Genomic DNA, 19,583 nt, shown 5'->3' with positions numbered 1-19,583 from the left:
TTATTTTTTATAAAATAGGTTAAAATTAAAATTAAAGGGTAATATACTTTAACCAGATAAGGAAATAATTATCACTAATGGAGAGTGAAAAAGATGAGTATAAAAATAAACATTTTAAATTTTATGGAAGAAAAATTATATAAACCTATGACTAGGGAAGAATTGGCCAGTACATTTGAAATAGAAAAAAACTATGAAGAAGAGTTTTACAAGGTATTAGAGGATATGGAGAAAGAAGGAACCATAATAAAAACTAGGAATGAAAGATATGGTTTACCTGAAAAGATGAATTTAGTTATAGGAAAGTTAGAAGGAAATGAAAAAGGGTATGGTTTTGTTATACCAGAGAAAAAAGATAGGGATGATATATATATATCATCTGAAAATATGAACGGAGCACTACATGGTGATAAAGTTGTATCTAGAATAATTAAGAGAAGTGAAGAGGGAAGAAGAGAAGAAGGAGAAATCCTTCGCATATTAGACAGGGGTAATCCTACTATTGTAGGAACTTTTGAAAGTAGCAAGAATTTTGGTTTTGTCTTACCTGATGATCGAAGAATAAGTATGGATGTATTTATACCAAAGGCACATATGAACAATGCATTACCTAATCAGAAGGTAATCGTGGAAATAACCAGATGGCCTGAAAAAAGAAGAAACCCTGAAGGAAAAGTAATAGAAGTCCTTGGTTATATTGATGAAAAAGGGACAGATATATTATCTGTAATTAAGCAATTTAATTTACCTGAAGAATTTCCTAATAAAGTATTAAATCAGGTAGATAATATTGAACAAATTGTTACCCAAGAGGAAATAGAAAGAAGAGTAGATTTAAGGGATTTAACTACATTTACTATAGATGGAGAAGATGCTAAAGATTTTGATGATGCTGTATCTATAGAAAAATTAGAAAACGGAAATTATAAATTGGGAGTTCACATTGCCGATGTATCTCATTATGTTAAAGAAAATAGCCCTCTTGATAAAGAAGCATTGAAGAGGGGAAATAGTGTATATCTAGTAGATAGGGTTATTCCAATGTTACCAAAGGAATTGTCCAATGGCATCTGCAGTTTAAACCCTAATGAACCTAGACTTACCCTTTCAGTATTTATGGAAATAGATAAAAATGGTAATGTAAAAGAGCATACAATAATTGAAAGCGTAATAGAAAGTAAAGAAAGACTTATATACGATGATATATCAGATATATTAGAAAAAGGTGACAAAGAACTTAAAGATAGATATAACCATATATATAAAGAACTTGTTTATATGGAAGAACTATGCCATATTTTAAAGAAGAAAAGGGAGAAAAGAGGTAGTTTAGATTTTGACTTTCCTGAAACTGAAATAATTTTAGATGAGGAAGGAAGACCAGTTGATATAAGAAAAGAAGAAAGACGAATTGCTAATAAAATGATAGAAGAATTTATGCTCGTATGTAATGAAACCATAGCAGAAAACATGTATTGGGCCCAAATTCCTCTCATATATAGGGTTCATGAGGATCCTGATGCAGATGAAATAGAAGAGTTTAATAAATTTATACACAATTTTGGTTATAATTTGAAAGGGAGTAAAGAAGTTCACCCTAAAGAATTACAAAATCTTATGGTTGAAGTAAAAGGTAAAAAAGAAGAGGAACTTCTTAACAAGTTATTACTAAGATCCCTTAAAAAAGCTAAGTACAGCAGTGAAATAGGTGGGCATTTTGGTCTTGCAGCTAAGTATTATTGTCATTTTACTTCCCCTATAAGAAGATATCCAGATTTAGAAATTCATAGGATAATAAAAGAATATATAAATGGCAGATTAAAATCTAGTACAATAGAACAAATAGAATCTAAACTTCCTCAAATAGCTGAACAATCTTCTACTATGGAAAGAATAGCAGAAGAAGCTGAAAGAGATGTGGAAGACTTAAAGAAAGCTCAATACATGAAAGAAAGAATAGGGAATGAATATGATGGCATGATTTCATCCTTGACCCATTTTGGTATATTTGTTCAACTTGAAAATACTATTGAAGGTCTTGTACATTTTAGCAATATGCTAGATGACTATTATTATTATGATGAAGAAAAATATTATATAATGGGAGAATTAACTAAAAAGAAATATAGAATAGGTGATGAAGTAAAAATAAAAGTTATAGGGGCAGATGTTCTTAGAGGAAAGATTGATTTTATGTTAATTGAGTAAGTTAGAGTATTATTAATATAAAAATATTTAATAATAAGTAAAGTATCTCTTTTGACTTTTGGTATTATATCAAAAGAAGGAGATACTTACTTATTTTCATTTGAACTATCTAAGATATTGACATATTTCTGAAAATTTGATACTATATTAAATGGACTCTCAAAAATAGGCATGGTGATTGAAATGGGAAAAAGTAATGTTAAAGTAATGGCGAAGAATAGAAGAGCAAGGCATGATTATTTTATAGAAGATTCAATAGAAGCAGGTATAGTTTTAAAAGGAACAGAGGTAAAATCTATAAGACAAGGTAGATGTAATATAAAAGATAGCCATGCTTTGGTAGAAAATGGAGAAGTATTTCTTTATAATATGCATATCAGCCCTTATGAACAGGGAAATAGATATAATGAAGATCCTACTAGGAAAAGAAAACTTCTTCTCAATAAAAGAGAGATTAATAAATTAATAGGATATACAGCTCAAAAAGGATATACACTAGTTCCAATAACTGTTTATATAAAAAATGGACTTGTAAAGGTCGAATTAGCTATTGCAAAAGGTAAGAAACTTTATGATAAAAGAGAAAGCATAGCTAAAAAAGAAGTAGAAAGAAAGATACAAAGAGAATTTAAAGAAAGATACTAATACTTGGGGACGAAACTGGTTTCGACGGGAGTATGGAGTAAGGAGTAGCGAGTCGTTGTCGCCAAACAACGTAAAAAGTGGCACTTAAATTTAAACGCAGACGATAATTTAGCATTAGCAGCGTAATTTAAACGCTGTCGCTCTACCTAGTAGTCCCACCTACTAGAATAGAGTGTCATTTATAGTGGGGAACTGCTATAGGCCTTCTCCAACCTATAGTGGACTTTGGAGATAGCTAGATATAAAGCTTGCTATTGGGCGTTATATTTAGCGAATACTAAATCAATAGCTGCACTCGGAGAAACTCCTTATAAAGTACTTTCGGACGTGGGTTCGACTCCCACCGTCTCCACCAAATATAAATTAAATATTGTTACAGTGTAAGCTCCTTGATTTCAAGGGGTTTTATTGTTTTTTGGAAAGCAGCAAGAAAACAAGGTTAGAAAAGGTAGCCAAGATACAATTTTAACAGATTTTGATGAAGTTTTATGGATATTTATTATAGATAAGGTAGTTATAGAAGATGATAATAGTATAAAAAATCAGAATCCGATGGTTCAAGGTTATAAAGTTAGAGTTTTTGAGAATATTACAATTATAAATATTCTCTTAGCAGTTGGCTGTTCTATACTATTCTATTTTTTTTAGATAAATGTTTTGACCCAATATTTGAAAATCTATATCCTGCTTCATTTTAATATGGTTTAGACGTTTTCTGCTTTTATTTGTGGAATTATACTTGGGCTTCTTTTCATTAAAACAGATTCAATTTTGAGTTGTATGTTTGCAACACTGTGGATATAATTTAATTTCATTTGTTATAATGATTATGCTTTACATAAATAGATAAAATACAATTTGTAGAGTTGATGTAATATAATTTTATATTCAGTTTTGTCCTATCTTTTATATTATATTCAATAGGAGTACCTATTAAAAGGAAGAAAGATTTTTTATATTGGTTTAATCATATGTCATCTATATACTAGAATATATATTAAAAACCTTTATAGGTAGGTGCACTTTTTAGCTGCTAATATATCTTCCATTATACAGAACTATACTCACATCAGCCCTCATCAGATAAAGTAATATTTAATATCTGATGAGGGCTGGCACTAAATCTTTATTAGAAGCCTTAAGCCATTCTTCCATTGTAATTGAGATTACAAGGATAATTTCATAGTGTGGTGCCTGTAATGTTTTTTGCAATTTTGAGAAATTCTATTATGCAATAAACATTCTAGACACTAACAAGAGCATTTATTATTGTCATGTTTATCATTGCAATCACAACAATGCTGGAAGGAAGTTTCTTTGCTAAAAACATCTGCTGGGTTTAGTGGATTCTCAGGCTGAGTAGTTTTAGCATCAGTTTCGGAAATGCTTGTATCTCTACGATCTTTTTCGCGGTACAGTAAGTGATTTTAGGAAGTCCTACACCACCTGTTTTATCATGGCCAATGCTGGGAACATAAATTCGTATCCCAATGAGTCCAAATTTATTAGGTGTGCTATCTTTTAAAGTTCCCGCACAAAAGGTGTTATTGCCTGCCTCCGGAATAAAATGCTCGGAGCTTTGTGGTGGAGGAATAGAACGGATTTTTATAGTGTAATTACGATTATCTGTATTCCAATTAGCACCAGGCAAGAAAGGATTGGTATTTCTAGGGCCTGGAATTAACACTCTATCAGGAGCTGTAGCTATGACATTGTCCCAGTTGGCCAGCTAAAGTAAAAGACATATATCTTGCATATGGGAATTGTCCTTTGATAACAATCTCTATATCAGGATTTACTTCATACGGAAAAACATAAATAGCTAGCATTGAAGTCCCCAAAATCAACAAAGAATTACTAGGTTGGTGAATTCATTTTTACATAAAAAACTTGATTAGACCAAAATCTAATCAAGTTTTTTAATGGGATACTTGTTTCACCGATAAATCTATTAACTCAGACATAGTTACAAACTTATATCCTCTATTTTTTAACTCTGGTATTATATATTCTAATGCTTCTATGGTATTGCTTTTTTCATCATAAATATAGTCATGGAATAGGATAATATCTCCATTTTCTATTTTAGAAACAGTTGTATCTATTATTTCTTCCACTTCTGGATTACCCCAGTCTTTAGAATCTTGATGAGGGGTCCATAACACTATAGAACAATTATTTTCATTAGCAAGATTTATGGCTAGATCATTATAGATTCCATAAGGTGGTCTAAATAACCTAGGTTCTGTATTTGTTATAGAATAAATTACCTCTTGAGTTTTATAAAATTCCTCTCTAATTTTTTCTTCAGGTGTTTTTTTAATATTTATATGAGAGAAAGTATGATTTCCAATTTCATGACCTTCTTCTACTTGTCTTTTTAGTATATCTGGATACATTTGTCCATGTTGACCAAGAATAAAAAAAGTTGCTTTTACATCATATTTTTTTAATATATCCAGTATTTTAGGGGTAAAATCTGGATGTGGACCATCATCAAAAGTTAAAGCTATGATTTTTTCTTCTTTTGTACCTTTTTTTATTACTTGTGCATAGTTATTTCCAAAAGTAAATCTACTCCTTCTTTGTGTGTATTTTATAGTTAAAATACTTAATATTACAACAATTATAATTACTAAGGATATTTTTTTATTCATTTTGTGCCCCTTTCTAAATGTATTTTATTGTTATATAATAGCTTATTATAATAGATTTAAATATATTCAAAATTAAATATATTTAAATTAAAAAATAGGAGGAAAAAATGATTTCTAATAAAGAATTAGAGAAGAAGGTTAATGAAATCGAAGACTTTTTAATAAAGACAAGAAGAGATTTTCATATGTATCCAGAATTGGGAATGGAAGAATACAGGACTAGAGATAAGATAGTAGAATATTTAGAAGAAATGGGTATTGAATATGAAAAAGATATTGCAAATACAGGAGTTGTAGGTATTATTAAAGGAAAAGCAGGAGGGAAAACTGTGGCCTTAAGGGCAGATATAGATGCCCTTCCTATGGAAGATAAAAAAGAAATACCTTATAAATCTAAAATAAAAGGAAAAATGCATGCTTGTGGACATGATGCACATACTGCCATATTACTTGGAGCAGCTAAAGTACTTAATGAGCTTAAAGATAAATTTAAAGGAAATGTAAAGTTGATTTTCCAACCAGCAGAAGAAACTGTGGGAGGAGCAAAACCAATGATAGAAGAAGGAGTTCTAGAAAACCCAAAAGTTGATGGAATATTTGGCCTTCATGTATCTAATGGAATAGAAATAGGAGAAATAGGTATAAGATATGGTCAAATGAATGCTAGTTCAGATATGATTAAAATAATTATTCATGGTAAAAATAGTCATGGAGCCTATCCTGATTTAGGAATAGATGCTATAGCTATTGCTTCACAAATAGTAACTACTATTCAAACTATTGTAAGTAGAAGAGTAGATCCAAGAAATTCAGCAGTAATAACTATAGGGACTATTCATGGAGGGGAAGCTAGGAATATAGTAGCAGATAAAGTTGAAATGGAGGGTATAGTAAGGACTTTAGATCCAATTACAAGAGAAAAAGTTATGAAAGAATTAATAGATATAGTTGAAAACATAGCTTTATCAATGGGTGGAAAAGGTGAAGTTATACGGGAAAAAAGTTATACTTCCCTTATAAATAATGACAGCATGGTAGATATTGTATATAATAATGGAGAGGATCTACTTGGAGCAGAAAATATAATAAATATAAAACATCCTAGTTTTGGAGTAGAGGATTTTTCCTATTTTGCAGAAAGTGTTCCAGGAGCTTTTTTCAATTTAGGCTCCAGAAATGAAGAGAATGGAATAGTCCATGAGGCTCATACACCACTATTTGATATTGATGAAAACTGTCTTAAAATTGGGGTATTATTACAATGTAAAAATGTATTAAGTTTTTTAACTAGATATTGAAGATTTTGAGGAGGGATAGTATGGATTACATAAAAAAATATGAGAGGTGGCTAAATAGTCCATATTTTGATGAAAAAACTAAGGAAGAGCTTTTATCTATAAAAGAGGATAATGAAGAAATAAAAGATAGATTTTATGCTGATTTATCTTTTGGAACAGCTGGTTTAAGAGGAAAAATTGGAGCAGGAACTAATAGGATGAATAGATATACTGTTTCCTTAGCAACCCAAGGACTTGCGGATACAATAAAATCTTTTGGTCAAGAGGCTATGAATAGGGGAGTAGTTATAGGCTATGATGTAAGACATTTTTCAAAAGAATTTGCAGAAATATCTTCATTAGTATTGGCTGCAAATGGAATTAAGGTATATCTTTTTGATGATTTAAGACCTACACCAGAACTTTCTTTTGCTGTTAGAAAGTTAAATACTATTTCTGGAATAGTAATAACTGCTAGCCATAATCCAAGAGATTATAATGGTTATAAAGTGTATTGGGAAGAAGGTTCCCAAATACTAGATGATATTGCAGAAAAGATTTTAAACAATATTAAAAATATAGAAGATTTTTCAGATATAAAGATTATGGAAAGAAAAGAAGCAGAAGAAAGTGGCTTGTTAAATATTATAGGGAAAGATGTGGAAGATGAATATATCGAGAAAGTAAAATCTCTTGCTTTAAACAATGATATAGATAAGGAAATTAAAATTGTATATACTCCATTAAATGGAACAGGAAACAAACCTGTAAGAAGGGTTTTAAAAGAAAGAGGATTTACAAATATTATAGTAGTACCTGAACAAGAAAATCCAGATCCAGATTTTACTACAGTAGGATATCCAAATCCAGAAGATGTGAAAGCTTTTGAATACGCAGAAGCGTTAGGAAAGAATGTAGAAGCTGATTTATTAATAGCAACAGATCCAGATTGTGATAGGGTAGCTTGTGTTGTAAGGAATAGTGAAGGGGATTTCATTCCTTTGAATGGAAACCAAACGGGAGCTCTATTAGTTGAATATATTTTAGGGTCTAGATACAAAAAAGGAAATTTACCTAATGATGGAGTGATAGTTAAATCTATAGTAACTGGAGATTTAAGTAAATCAATTGCTAAAAAGTATGGTATAGAAACCATAGATACTTTAACAGGATTTAAGCATATATGTGGAAAGGCAAATGAATTTGATAAGACTAAAGAGCATACTTTTATCTTTGGATATGAAGAAAGTATTGGATATGTATATGATACTATAGTAAGGGATAAGGATGGAGTTATATCCAGTATGCTTATTGCTGAAATGGCTGCCTATTATAAAAAAAGAGGAAAAACCCTTTTAGATATATTAGAAGAATTGTATAAAGAACATGGTTATTATAAAGAAAAATTAATATCAATAGTTTTAGAAGGTATAGAGGGGCAGGAAAGAATAGGAAGAATAATGGATTCCTTTAGAGATAAAGCTATTAAAAGTATAGGAAATAATAATCTTGTAAAGACCATAGATTATTTAGAAGGAAATACAGGTACACCTCCTTCAAATGTACTTAAATATATATTTGATACAGAAGCTTGGTATGCCATAAGACCATCAGGAACGGAACCTAAGATAAAAATATATATTTATTCAAAAGCAGATAGCGAAGAAGAATCTTTAAAACAAATAGAAGCTATTGAAGAAGCTGTAATTGAAAGAATAAAATCTGTGAAGTAATATTTTAAATAATAATAGAAAGCTAAGGTTTTAAACTATAGTTTAAAACCTTAGCTTTTTTATTGTTACGAAAAAATGACTTTTATGAATATATTTCCCACTTATATGAAACAATAATGTATACGATAAAAGAAAGCAAGGAGTGATTAAAATTAAAGCTGTAATAATGTCTGGTGGTCAAGGAACTAGATTACGACCTCTTACTTGTCGTATTCCAAAACCAATGGTACCCATATTCAATAAACCAGTCATGGAATACACTGTAGATCTTTTAAAAAAGTACAATATAAATGATATAGCTGTAACTTTACACTATCTACCTGCAATGATAACGGAATATTTTGGCGATGGTAAAAGATTTGGTGTAAATATGGATTATTATATAGAGGAAACACCATTAGGCACAGGTGGAAGTGTGAAAAATGCAGAAGATTTTCTTGACAATACTTTTATAGTTGTAAGTGGTGATGCTTTTACTAATATAGATATTGAAAAAGCTTTAAATTTTCACAAAGAAAGAAATTCTAAAGCTACTCTTATATTGAAAAAAGAACCTATACCGTTAGAGTATGGTGTAGTAATAACAGATGAAAATGGTAAGATAACAAGATTTTTAGAAAAGCCTAGTTGGGGAGAAGTATTTAGCGATACTATAAATACTGGTATATACATATTGGAACCAGAAGTACTAGACTATTATAAAAAAGGTGAGAATTTTGATTTTAGCAAAGATCTATTTCCAAGACTTTTGAAAGACAATGTCCCTATGTATGGTTATGTAACCCATGAATATTGGTGCGATATAGGGGATTTAAATTCATATATAAAAACCCATGAAGATTTACTAAATAAAAAAATAGAAATGAAATTTAAGTCGAAAGAAATAAAAGATGGAATATGGATTGGAGATGGGACTTCATTAGGAAATGGAGTGAAGTTAATTCCACCAGTTTATATTGGAGATAATACTATTATAGAAGACAATACTATTATAGAGCCTTATAGTGTAATCGGAGATAATTGTCATATACGTAAAAACTCATCATTAAAAAGAAGTATTTTATGGGATAAGGTATTTGTATCAGATAATGTAGAGCTTAGAAAAAGTGTTGTATGCGATTTGGTACAAATTGAAGAACAAGTTAAAATCTATGAAGAAGCAGTAATAGGAAGTAATTCGAAACTCTTAGCAAATTCAACTATAAATCCTAATATAAAAATATGGCCATATAAAACAGTAGAAGAAGGTGCAGTAGTACAAGAAAATTTAATTTGGAGCTCAAAGGCTTCAAAGAATATATTCGGATATAGAGATATATCAGGAGATGCAAATATAGATATTACACCTGAATTTGCGTCTAAATTAGGGACAGCTTTTGCCTCAACAATCAAAGAAAGTGGAACGTTTATAATAAGTTGCGATGAGTACAATTCATCTAATTTAATTAAAAACTCTTTGATAGCTGGTGTACTTTCAACAGGTGCCAAGGTGATAGATATAGAGGAAGCTTCCCTTCCTATGTGTAGATTTGCAGTAAAAAAATTTCAAGCTAGCGGAGGAATACAAGTTAAGGTAGATTCTTTGGATAGAAATAAAATTCATATAGAATTACTTGATAGTAACGGTGTTAATATAAGTAGAAATTTAGAAAGAAAAATTGAAAATACCTTTGCTATTGAAGATTTCAAAAGATGTAGTGGAAAAAGGGTTAAGGATATAGTTAAGATGTATAATTTTTCTTCTATATACATAGAAGAAGGTAAAAAAATATTAAAAAATATTAACAAAATAAAAAGAAAGTCCCCTAATATCTTAATTAGTTCAAAATCCCATAATATAATAACTCTTGCTAAAGAGTATTTAGAGAGCATTGGTTGTAATGTAAAAACAACTGACTTTTATGGAAAAAAATCAATGGAAATTTTATCTGAAGAAGTGAAAAAAGAAAAATTTGATTTAGGAATAGTATTTAGTGAAGATGGAGAGGATTTAATTCTAATAGAAAGTAATGGAAAAATATTAACTGAAGAAGAATTTTTATTATTCACTACTTTAATAGGATTTAAATCTGGAGAAATTGAAGAGGTTATTGTGCCATATAATTTTCCAAGAGTTGTAGAAGAGATGGCAGAAAAGTTTAATGGAAAAGTTCATATAGCAAAGACGAATATTTCAGATATTATGACTGAAATAATAAATAGAAATTGTATAAGTCAATATATATTAAACTTTGATGCTATATGGGGAGTAGGAAAAATAATAGATTTCTTAGTAGGAAATGATATTTCTTTAACTAGCTTAATAGATGAATTACCCAGATATTATTATTTAGAAAAACAAGTTCCTTGTAAATGGGAAGATAAAGGAGAAGTGCTTAGAAAGCTTATTGAAGAAGATAATGATGTTATAGAAACTTTTGAAGGGGCAAGAATTGTAGAAGATAGAGGATGGGTTTTAGTTCTACCAGACAATGAAAAACCTGTGTTCAATATATATGTAGAGGGTTTATCAGAGGAATATGCTGAAGAATTATCTGATTTTTATGATAAAAAGATAAGAAAGATGATAAGGAAAGACTCTACATAGATTAGCAGTTGAAAGGGATGAGTTAGATGCGGAAATATTTAAGAGGAAAGAAAACCTGTGTTATAGAGACTGAAGATATACTTTTGTCCAGAGAAGAACTATTGAAACATGGTAGAGAGCTAGGAAGAAATCATAAAATAGGAAAAAAAACTGATGTAAAAAATTTTCTAATGTTCAATCTAGACAAAAACTTTAAATATATTGAAAAAATATACTTGAAATTAAATACAATGTTAAGCAGAAATAAGGACTTGCCTAAAGCTTCAGAATGGCTTCTGGATAATTTTTATATAATAGAACTTCAATATAAAAAGATAAGACAAAGTTTAGAAGAAGAAAGAGGGTTAGAGCTAAATACTTTAGAAAATGGAGTATTTAGAAATTGTCCTAGAATCTATATATTAGCAGTAGAGCTAATATCTCATACAGAAGGTGTTGTTACAGAGGAAACTTTAATAGATTTTATAAATTCTTATCAAGAGGAAAGTACTTTATCTATTAAAGAAGTTTCTTCTTTGCCACTTATGCTAACTTTAGCTTTAATGAATTATATTCGAAATATTTGCACTAAAATTGAAAATATAAGCAATCAATGGCAAAAGGCTAATGAAATAGATCTGTCTCAAATTAGAGATATAGAAAAGTATATTGAAGAAATGGAAGAAATAAGTTCATCCTTCTTAGAAAGATTATTTGTTAGAATAAAAAAAGAAGAGACACAACAAAGTATATTTTCGTTTGAAAGAAGACTTAACTATCTTGGTACTACAGTTGAAAAAATAATAGAAAAAGAACATATTAAACAGGCCAATATGAAATTAAAAATAGGTAATAGCATAATTAGTTTAAAAAACATTTCAAATTTAAAATGGGTCAATATATTTGAATCATTAAGTATTGTAGAAAAGACACTGAAAGAAGATCCTTTAGAAGTTTATAGAAATATGGATTTAGAATCAAAAAATTATTATATACACCATGTTCAGGAATTGGCTGAAAAATTAAATACAAAGGAAATCTTTATAGCTAAAAAAGCATTAGAGCTAGCTAGAAATGAATATGAAAATGGAAATAAAGGTAAAGAAAGTCATGTAGGATATTATATTATAGATGATGGAAGAGAAGAAATTTTTAATAGTTTAAATAAAAAGGAAAAAAGAACAGGATTTTATTTAAAGAGTGAAAAATATTATACTCTTCCTGTAGTTCTCTTTACATTGTTTCTTGTATTTTTATTTGGAAGATATGCTTATGCAACAAGTAATATAGTTATGGCAATATTAGTTGGATTAACAACATTAGTTCCTGCTTCTAATATATCTATAGGGATATTTAATACAATATTTTCTAAGAAGTTTTCTCCAATACATTTGCCAAAATTAGAGTTTAAAGATGGAATACCAGATAAATTTAAAACTTTTATAGTCATACCTACCCTTTTAACAGATGAAAAAAGGGTAGAAGAATTGGTAAAACAATTAGAGATTCATTATCTATCCAATGGAGAAAAGAATTTGTATTTTGGTTTAATTGGGGATTTCAAAGATGGTCAATTAGAAAAGGAAAAAGAAGATGAAAAGATAATTCAAAAAGGTTTACAAGCTATTGAAGAATTAAATAATAAATATAGTAAAAATGAGAAGATATTCTATTATTTTCACAGGGATAGAGTATATTCTGATGGTGAAGAAAAGTGGATGGGATGGGAACGAAAAAGAGGAGCACTAGTAGAATTTAATGAGTTAATATTAGGAAATGAAGATACTACTTATTCAGTGATATCTAGTGATATATCTTCATTAAAAAATAAAATAAAATATATAATCACGTTAGATGCTGATACCAAACTGCCTTTAGAATCAGCAAAAAAACTTGTAGGTACAATTGCTCATCCATTAAATTCAGCAATAATTGATAGTGAGAAAAATATTGTAACGGAAGGTTATGGAATAATTCAACCTAGAATTTCTATAGATATTGAAAGTTCAAATAAATCATTATTTACTAGGATATATGCAGGACAAGGTGGAATAGACCCTTATACTACAGCTGTATCTGATATATATCAAGATTTATTTAGAGAAGGAATATTCACAGGGAAAGGAATATATGATCTAAAGGTTTTTCAAACATGTTTAAAAGATTCTATACCTGAAAATGCAGTATTAAGTCATGATTTATTAGAAAGTTGTTATGTCAGGGCAGGATTAGCAACAGATGTTGAGTTAATAGATGGATATCCAGAAAAGTATAATTCTTATATAATGAGACTCCATAGATGGGTCCGTGGAGATTGGCAATTAATTAGATGGCTTAAGAGCAATAGAAGAAATCCTATATCGTCAATTTCCAAGTGGAAAATAGTGGACAATATGAGGCGAAGTTTAGTTCCTGTAAGTGTACTTCTTACAATAATATTTGGTTTAACTATTTTTCCTGGAAGTATATATTTTTGGATAATGGTAGGGTTACTTGCTATATTTACACCTTTTATAATTACATTGATGGAACATATACTATATGGAAACAATCTTATAAGTAAATTAAAATTAAATGGAAATATAATAACAGGTGTAAAGGGTAGCTTCTATCAAGGAGTACTTTCTTTTATATTTTTACCTTATGAAGGGTATATGATGGTAGATGCTATTTTAAGAACAATTTATAGAGTGTTTTTTTCAAAGAAAAATTTACTTCAATGGACTACTGCTTTTGATATGGAGAAGAGGCTTAAAAATGATTTAAAAAGTTTCTTTTTAAGAATGAGAAGTAGTGTTTTAATAGGGCTTGCTACAATTGGATTAACTTTTTTACTTAATATAAAAAATATATATGCATCAATAATCATTGTGATACTATGGATCGGATCTCCTATAATAGCTTATTTTATTAGTAAAGAAGATATAGAGGAAAAACCTAAAATAGAAACTAATTATTTAAGGGAGATAGCAAGAAAGACTTGGGATTATTATGAGATGTTTACAAATGAAGAGAATAATTTTCTACCTCCAGATAACTATCAAGAATATCCTTATAATGGAGTAGCTTATAGAACATCTCCAACTAATATAGGATTTTTATGGGTAGGGATTTTATCTGCTAAAGATTTAGGATATATAACCATATCAGAAATGGCAAAATTACTTGATAAGACTATTTCTTCAGTAGAAAAAATGGAGAAATGGGAAGGACATTTGTACAATTGGTATAGTACAACAGACTTAGAGCCATTACGTCCTTACTTTGTATCTACAGTAGATAGTGGTAATTTTATTTCTTACCTTTATGCATTAAGAGAAGGTCTTAAAGAGTACTTAAGAAATCCATTGATAGATAAAAAAGATCTACAAGGATTAAAAGATACTATAAATTTAATAGAAGATGAAGAATTAAAGTCGGAAATAGTTGCTCAAGTTGAAGAAATAGAAGATATAAGTATAGATGGATTGAAAGAGCTAAAAGATAGACTAAATAATAATATTGACCTTAATAAAGATAAATGGGCTATTAAAAGTTTAAGCAGGGTTGAGGCTTTATTAAAAGAGTATAGAGATTATATACTAGATGAAAATAATAAATACTCCCTTTTAGATTTAAAAACATATTACGAAAAACTTTTAAAAGATACTGAAGATGAAAATATAAAAGTTTTATATAAAAATACACAAAGAGCTATAGATAATATTGAAAATCTAATATCCAGAATAGAAAGGTTAATAGATGAAGTGGATTTTAGACCTTTATATAATGAAGAGAAAGAGTTATTTTCTGTAGGATATATTGTTGAGAAAAAAGAATTATTAGATTCTTATTATGACCTATTAGCTTCAGAAGCAAGGACTACTAGTTATATTGCTATATGCAGAAGAGAAGTTCCTGTGAAGCACTGGTTTAAATTAGGAAGAACTTTAATTGAGAAAGATGGATATAGAGGATTAGCTTCTTGGACTGGAACTATGTTTGAATATTTAATGCCTACACTAATTATGAAAAATTATAAAAACACTTTATTAGATGAAACCTATAATACAGCTATAAGGGTACAAGAGAATTATTGCAGTGATAAAAATCTTCCTTGGGGAATATCTGAATCAGGATTTTTTGCTTTTGATGTAAACTTAAATTATCAATATAAGGCTTTTGGGGTTCCCCAGTTAGGTTTTAAAAGAGGTCTTAAAGAAGATTTAGTAATATCCCCATATTCCTCTATTCTTGCTATAAAATTTAATCCTAAATCCGTTATATCTAATGTAGATAATTTAGTCAAAGAACAAATGGATGGAAAATATGGATTATACGAGGCTATAGATTTTACTACTAGAAGGCTTCCACAAAACATGGATAAAGGAATAGTAAAAAGCTATATGACACATCATCAAGGTATGATATTTCTATCTATAAATAATTTTTTAAATGGAGAAATTTTAATAGATAGATTTCATAGAAATCCTGAAATGAAAACAGGGGAGCTTTTATTGCAAGAAAAAATACCTATGAAAGTAGTTGTGGCCAAAGAAAAAGAAAATCTAGTAGATATAGAATACCAGGAAGAAAAAAGACATTTAAACTTAGGAAGAATATATGATAAGGAGGATTTAAAAAATACACACTGTCATATATTGGCTTCAGGAGATTACTCAACAATGATTACTAATAAAGGATTAGGATATTCAAAGAAGGATAATATTTTTATAAATAGATGGAGAAAAGAAGAATTAGTAAATCAATATGGAAAGTTTATATATATAAATAATTTAACAGAGAACAGGTATTGGTCTACAACCTATGAGCCTACTAAGGTAGAACCAGATGAATATAAAGTTTATTTTTCTAATGATAAAGTAAGTTTTTATAGAAAAGATGGTTATATAGAAACTAGAATGGATATAGTTTTATTATCTGAAGAAGACGGGGAGATTAGAAAGGTTACATTAACAAACAATGGTGAAGAAGACGCTTTACTTGAAGTGTGTAGTTATTTTGAAATAGTGGGAGATCTTTTAGATGCAGATATATCTCATCCTGTATTTAATAATTTATTTATAAGGACAGAAGAGATAGAAGATAGTAAGGGCATTATAGCCTACAGAAGGAAGAGAAGAGAAGACCAGGATATAGTATATATAGTTCATGGCATAGGGAATGAAGATAAAGATGAAATAGCATTTGAATATGAAACTAATAGATTTAATTTTATTGGTAGAGGGAATAAACTATCAAATCCCCAAGGATTATTTAAAGAACTTACCAATACAACAGGTGCTGTTTTAGATCCAATAATGAGCCTTAAAAGAAGAGTAAAAGTTAAAAGCGGAGAAAGTAAAGAAATTTACTTTGTAACTGGAATAGACAGCACTAAAGAAGGAGCAATCAAACTTTTCAAAAAATATAATGATGAAATCAGCTTTTCTAAGGCCTTTGAATTAGCTCATACTAGAAGTCAAGCAGAGATTGGATATTTAACTTACAAAGGGGATGACTTAAAATTATACGATGAATTGGTTTCTAGTCTAGTATTTTTTAATAATACAAATATTATTAAATATAGAGATATTATAAAAGAAAGTTTTAAAGGACAGGAAGGGTTATGGGCTTATGGAATTTCTGGGGATATTCCTATTGTTCTCATAATAATACGGAGCTTGGAAGGATTAGAAAACTTGAAGAAAATATTAAGAGCTCATGGCTACTGGTTTTTTAAAGGATTAGAAGTAGATTTAGTTATACTATGTGAATATGAAAGTTCTTATTATGAACCATTGTATGAAAGTATTCAGGAAACTGTATTTGAATGCGGTAGAAATAGTAGCAATATATATATTAGAAAATCTAATAATATGCCTTATGAGGACAGAGCATTATTATTTAAATGGGCATCCTTAATAATTGATGCAGAAGAAGGATTAAAAAAGAAACTTGAAAAGGAAGAATATATTCCTGACAAAACTTTTACTGGAATAAGGAAAGATTATCCTACTATTGAAAAAGAATTAGACCTTGAATATTTCAATGGTTATGGAGGGTTTGCAAAAGGAGGAAGCGAATATATTATAAAGCTTACTGAAGGCTTAAATACACCTCTTCCTTGGATAAATGTTATAGCTAATAGAAATTTTGGATTTATAGTTTCAGAAACTGGTGCAGGTTTTAGCTGGGCACATAATAGCAGGGAAAATAAATTGACTCCTTGGTACAATGATGCTGTAGTGAATTTACCAGGAGAAATAATATACTTAAGAGATGATGACACTGGTTATATTTGGAATATAACCTCTTCTCCTATTAGAGAAAAAGAAGACTATGTTATTACTCATGGGCAGGGGTATTCTAAATTTAATCATTTTAGCCAAGGCATTGAACAAGAACTAACTCTATACACAGCTTTAGATCATAATATTAAGATGAATTTAATTAAATTAAAAAACCATTCAAGTTTTGAAAGAAAGTTAACTTTAGTATACTTTGTAAGACCTGTACTAGGTGTAACAGATGAAATTACAGATAAATTTATTGAAACTGATATGGATGAAAAAGAAGAAATATTTTTAATAAAAAACTCAACAAATGTAGATTTTAGAAACAGTAGTATTTTCATTGGAACTTCAGAGAAAATTAAAAGTTATACAGGAAATAGGAGAGAATTCATAGGAGATTTAGGCTCATTAGAAGATCCAGAAGCTCTGAAAAAGGAAAGGCTTTCTAATACTGTAGGTATAGGATATGATCCTTGTTCGTCTATTGAAGTTGAAGTAACTATTCCTAGTGGAAGTGAAAAGGAATTGGTTATGGTTTTAGGTGAAAGTGGTAGTGTAGAGAATGGATATTCTATGATTAAAAGATATAGAAAATTAGATAAGGCTAAAGAAGAGCTAACTAAAGTTAAAGAGTATTGGAAGGAGAAACTGGAAAAGATTCAAATAGATACTCCTGAACTTTCTATGAATCTAATTATGAATAATTGGCTAATGTATCAAACTATAGTTTCTAGACTTTGGGGCAGAACAGGATTTTACCAAGTGGGTGGTGCTTTTGGTGGAAGGGATCAAATTCAAGATGTGATGAACTGTTTATATATAGCTCCAGAAGAATGCAAAAAACAAATTATAAATAATTGTAGACATCAGTTCGTGGAAGGAGATATACAGCATTGGTGGCATCCTAACCCTATGGATAAGGTTCACAAAGGGATTAGAAGTAAGTATTCAGATGATTTGTTATGGCTACCTTTTGTAGTAGCAGAATATTTAATGATTACTGAAGATTATTCTATCCTGGAAGAAAAAGTTCCTTATATTGAAAGTGTAATTCTTAGTAGTGAAGAACAAGAGAGATATGAAGTACCAAATATGTCTGAAAAAATTGGTACCGTTTATGAACATTGTATAAAAGCTATTGAAAAATCCCTCAAGTTTGGAGAAAGAGGCATTCCTCTTATGGGATCAGGTGATTGGAACGATGGAATGAATAAAGTAGGGTATAAAGGCAAAGGAGAAAGTATCTGGCTAGGATGGTTCTTAGGAAGTATTTTAAGCAAATTTGTACCTATATGTAAAAAAGTTGGAGACCTAGATAGATCAAAAAGATATGAAGAGCTAATAAATAATATAAAAGAATCTATAGAAAAAAATGGATGGGATGGGGATTGGTATCTAAGAGCATATTTTGATGACGGAAATGTTTTAGGTTCAAAAGAGAATGAAGAATGTAGGATAGATTCTATTGCTCAGACTTGGGCAGTATTATCTGGTCTTGGTACTAAAGATAGAAATCAAAAAGCTATGAAATCAGTAGAAGAATATCTTGTGAAAGCAGAGGAAGGGATGATACTACTTCTAAGTCCACCATTTGATAGTGGAGAACTAGATCCTGGATATATAAAAAGTTATGTCCCAGGAGTAAGGGAGAATGGAGGACAATATACTCATGCGGCTGCTTGGGTCATAGGAGCTTTTGCACTTATGGGAGAAGGAGATAAAGCTTTTAAACTATTCAATATTATAAATCCTATTAATCACACAAGAACTTTAATTGAATGTGGAAAGTATAAAGCGGAACCTTATGTAATGGCAGCCGATGTATATGGGGTTAGCCCTCATATAGGAAGAGGAGGATGGACGTGGTATACTGGCTCTTCAGGATGGATTTATAAAGTAGGCTTAGAGCATATATTAGGTTTTAGATTAGAAGGAGAAAATTTATATATAAATCCTTGTATTCCTAAAAATTGGGATAAGTACAATATAAAATATAAATATTTTGAAACTATTTATAATATAGAAGTGAGAAATCCATATAAATTAAATACTGGTATAGGATATATAAAATTAGATGGGATTTTATTAGATGAAAACTATGTGAAATTAATAAATGACTATAAAAGTCATCATATAGAAGTAGTTTTAGGAAAGCATAAAGTAGAGTCGTATTTGTAGACTCTATCTTTTTTTATATATAATTGATATAATATTGCATTAAA

Annotated in this window: 8 protein-coding genes and 1 other RNA gene; 8 read left to right on the top strand and 1 reads right to left on the bottom strand. The window is 29.4% G+C overall.

All coding sequences use genetic code 11. The annotated features are described in order from the left end of the window. The first annotated feature begins 93 nt into the window (after positions 1-93). From rnr to FYJ27_RS00225, 4 genes are all read left to right on the top strand, one after another. On the top strand, positions 94-2,208 hold the full coding sequence (rnr, locus tag FYJ27_RS00240) for a ribonuclease R (protein WP_154481341.1): 2,115 nt from the start codon (positions 94-96) through the stop codon (positions 2,206-2,208). Positions 2,209-2,391: 183 nt separating this feature from the next. Continuing rightward, entirely contained in the window at positions 2,392-2,853 is a 462-nt protein-coding gene (gene smpB / locus FYJ27_RS00235; RefSeq protein ID WP_154481338.1) for an SsrA-binding protein SmpB, read from the top strand. A 5-nt stretch (positions 2,854-2,858) separates the two neighbouring features. Continuing rightward, positions 2,859-3,208, top strand: a transfer-messenger RNA (tmRNA) gene (ssrA, locus tag FYJ27_RS00230). 53 nt (positions 3,209-3,261) lie between these two features. Next, positions 3,262-3,501, top strand: a complete 240-nt coding sequence (locus FYJ27_RS00225; RefSeq protein WP_154481335.1) for a hypothetical protein — start codon at positions 3,262-3,264, stop codon at positions 3,499-3,501. A gap of 1,271 nt (positions 3,502-4,772) precedes the next feature. Here the strand turns inward: FYJ27_RS00225 and FYJ27_RS00220 are convergent. Continuing rightward, the gene (locus FYJ27_RS00220) at positions 4,773-5,510 is read right to left on the bottom strand and encodes a polysaccharide deacetylase family protein (RefSeq protein WP_154481332.1); all 738 of its coding nucleotides are present in this window, start codon (positions 5,508-5,510) and stop codon (positions 4,773-4,775) included. 107 nt (positions 5,511-5,617) lie between these two features. On the opposite strand from FYJ27_RS00220, the gene FYJ27_RS00215 reads away from it, so the two are divergent. The 4 genes from FYJ27_RS00215 (at position 5,618) to FYJ27_RS00200 (ending at position 19,539) form a co-directional block, all read left to right on the top strand. After that, positions 5,618-6,808 carry a M20 metallopeptidase family protein gene (locus FYJ27_RS00215; RefSeq protein ID WP_154481329.1) on the top strand — a complete coding sequence of 397 codons (1,191 nt, stop codon included), beginning with the start codon at positions 5,618-5,620 and terminating at the stop codon, positions 6,806-6,808. A 20-nt stretch (positions 6,809-6,828) separates the two neighbouring features. Then, positions 6,829-8,520: a phospho-sugar mutase gene (locus FYJ27_RS00210; protein WP_154481326.1), complete on the top strand. Its 1,692-nt coding sequence runs from the start codon at positions 6,829-6,831 to the stop codon at positions 8,518-8,520. Between the two features lie 142 nt (positions 8,521-8,662). Next, complete coding sequence (locus FYJ27_RS00205; RefSeq protein WP_326831013.1) at positions 8,663-11,107, top strand: sugar phosphate nucleotidyltransferase; 2,445 nt, start codon at positions 8,663-8,665, stop codon at positions 11,105-11,107. Between the two features lie 26 nt (positions 11,108-11,133). After that, positions 11,134-19,539: a GH36-type glycosyl hydrolase domain-containing protein gene (locus FYJ27_RS00200; protein ID WP_154481323.1), complete on the top strand. Its 8,406-nt coding sequence runs from the start codon at positions 11,134-11,136 to the stop codon at positions 19,537-19,539. The last annotated feature ends 44 nt before the right edge of the window (positions 19,540-19,583 follow it).

It is taken from the genome of Anaerosalibacter bizertensis (assembly GCF_009696605.1).
Taxonomy (GTDB): domain Bacteria; phylum Bacillota; class Clostridia; order Tissierellales; family Sporanaerobacteraceae; genus Anaerosalibacter; species Anaerosalibacter bizertensis.
Note: the sequence above shows the minus strand (reverse complement) of the source record. Positions and strands in the feature narration are given on the sequence as shown.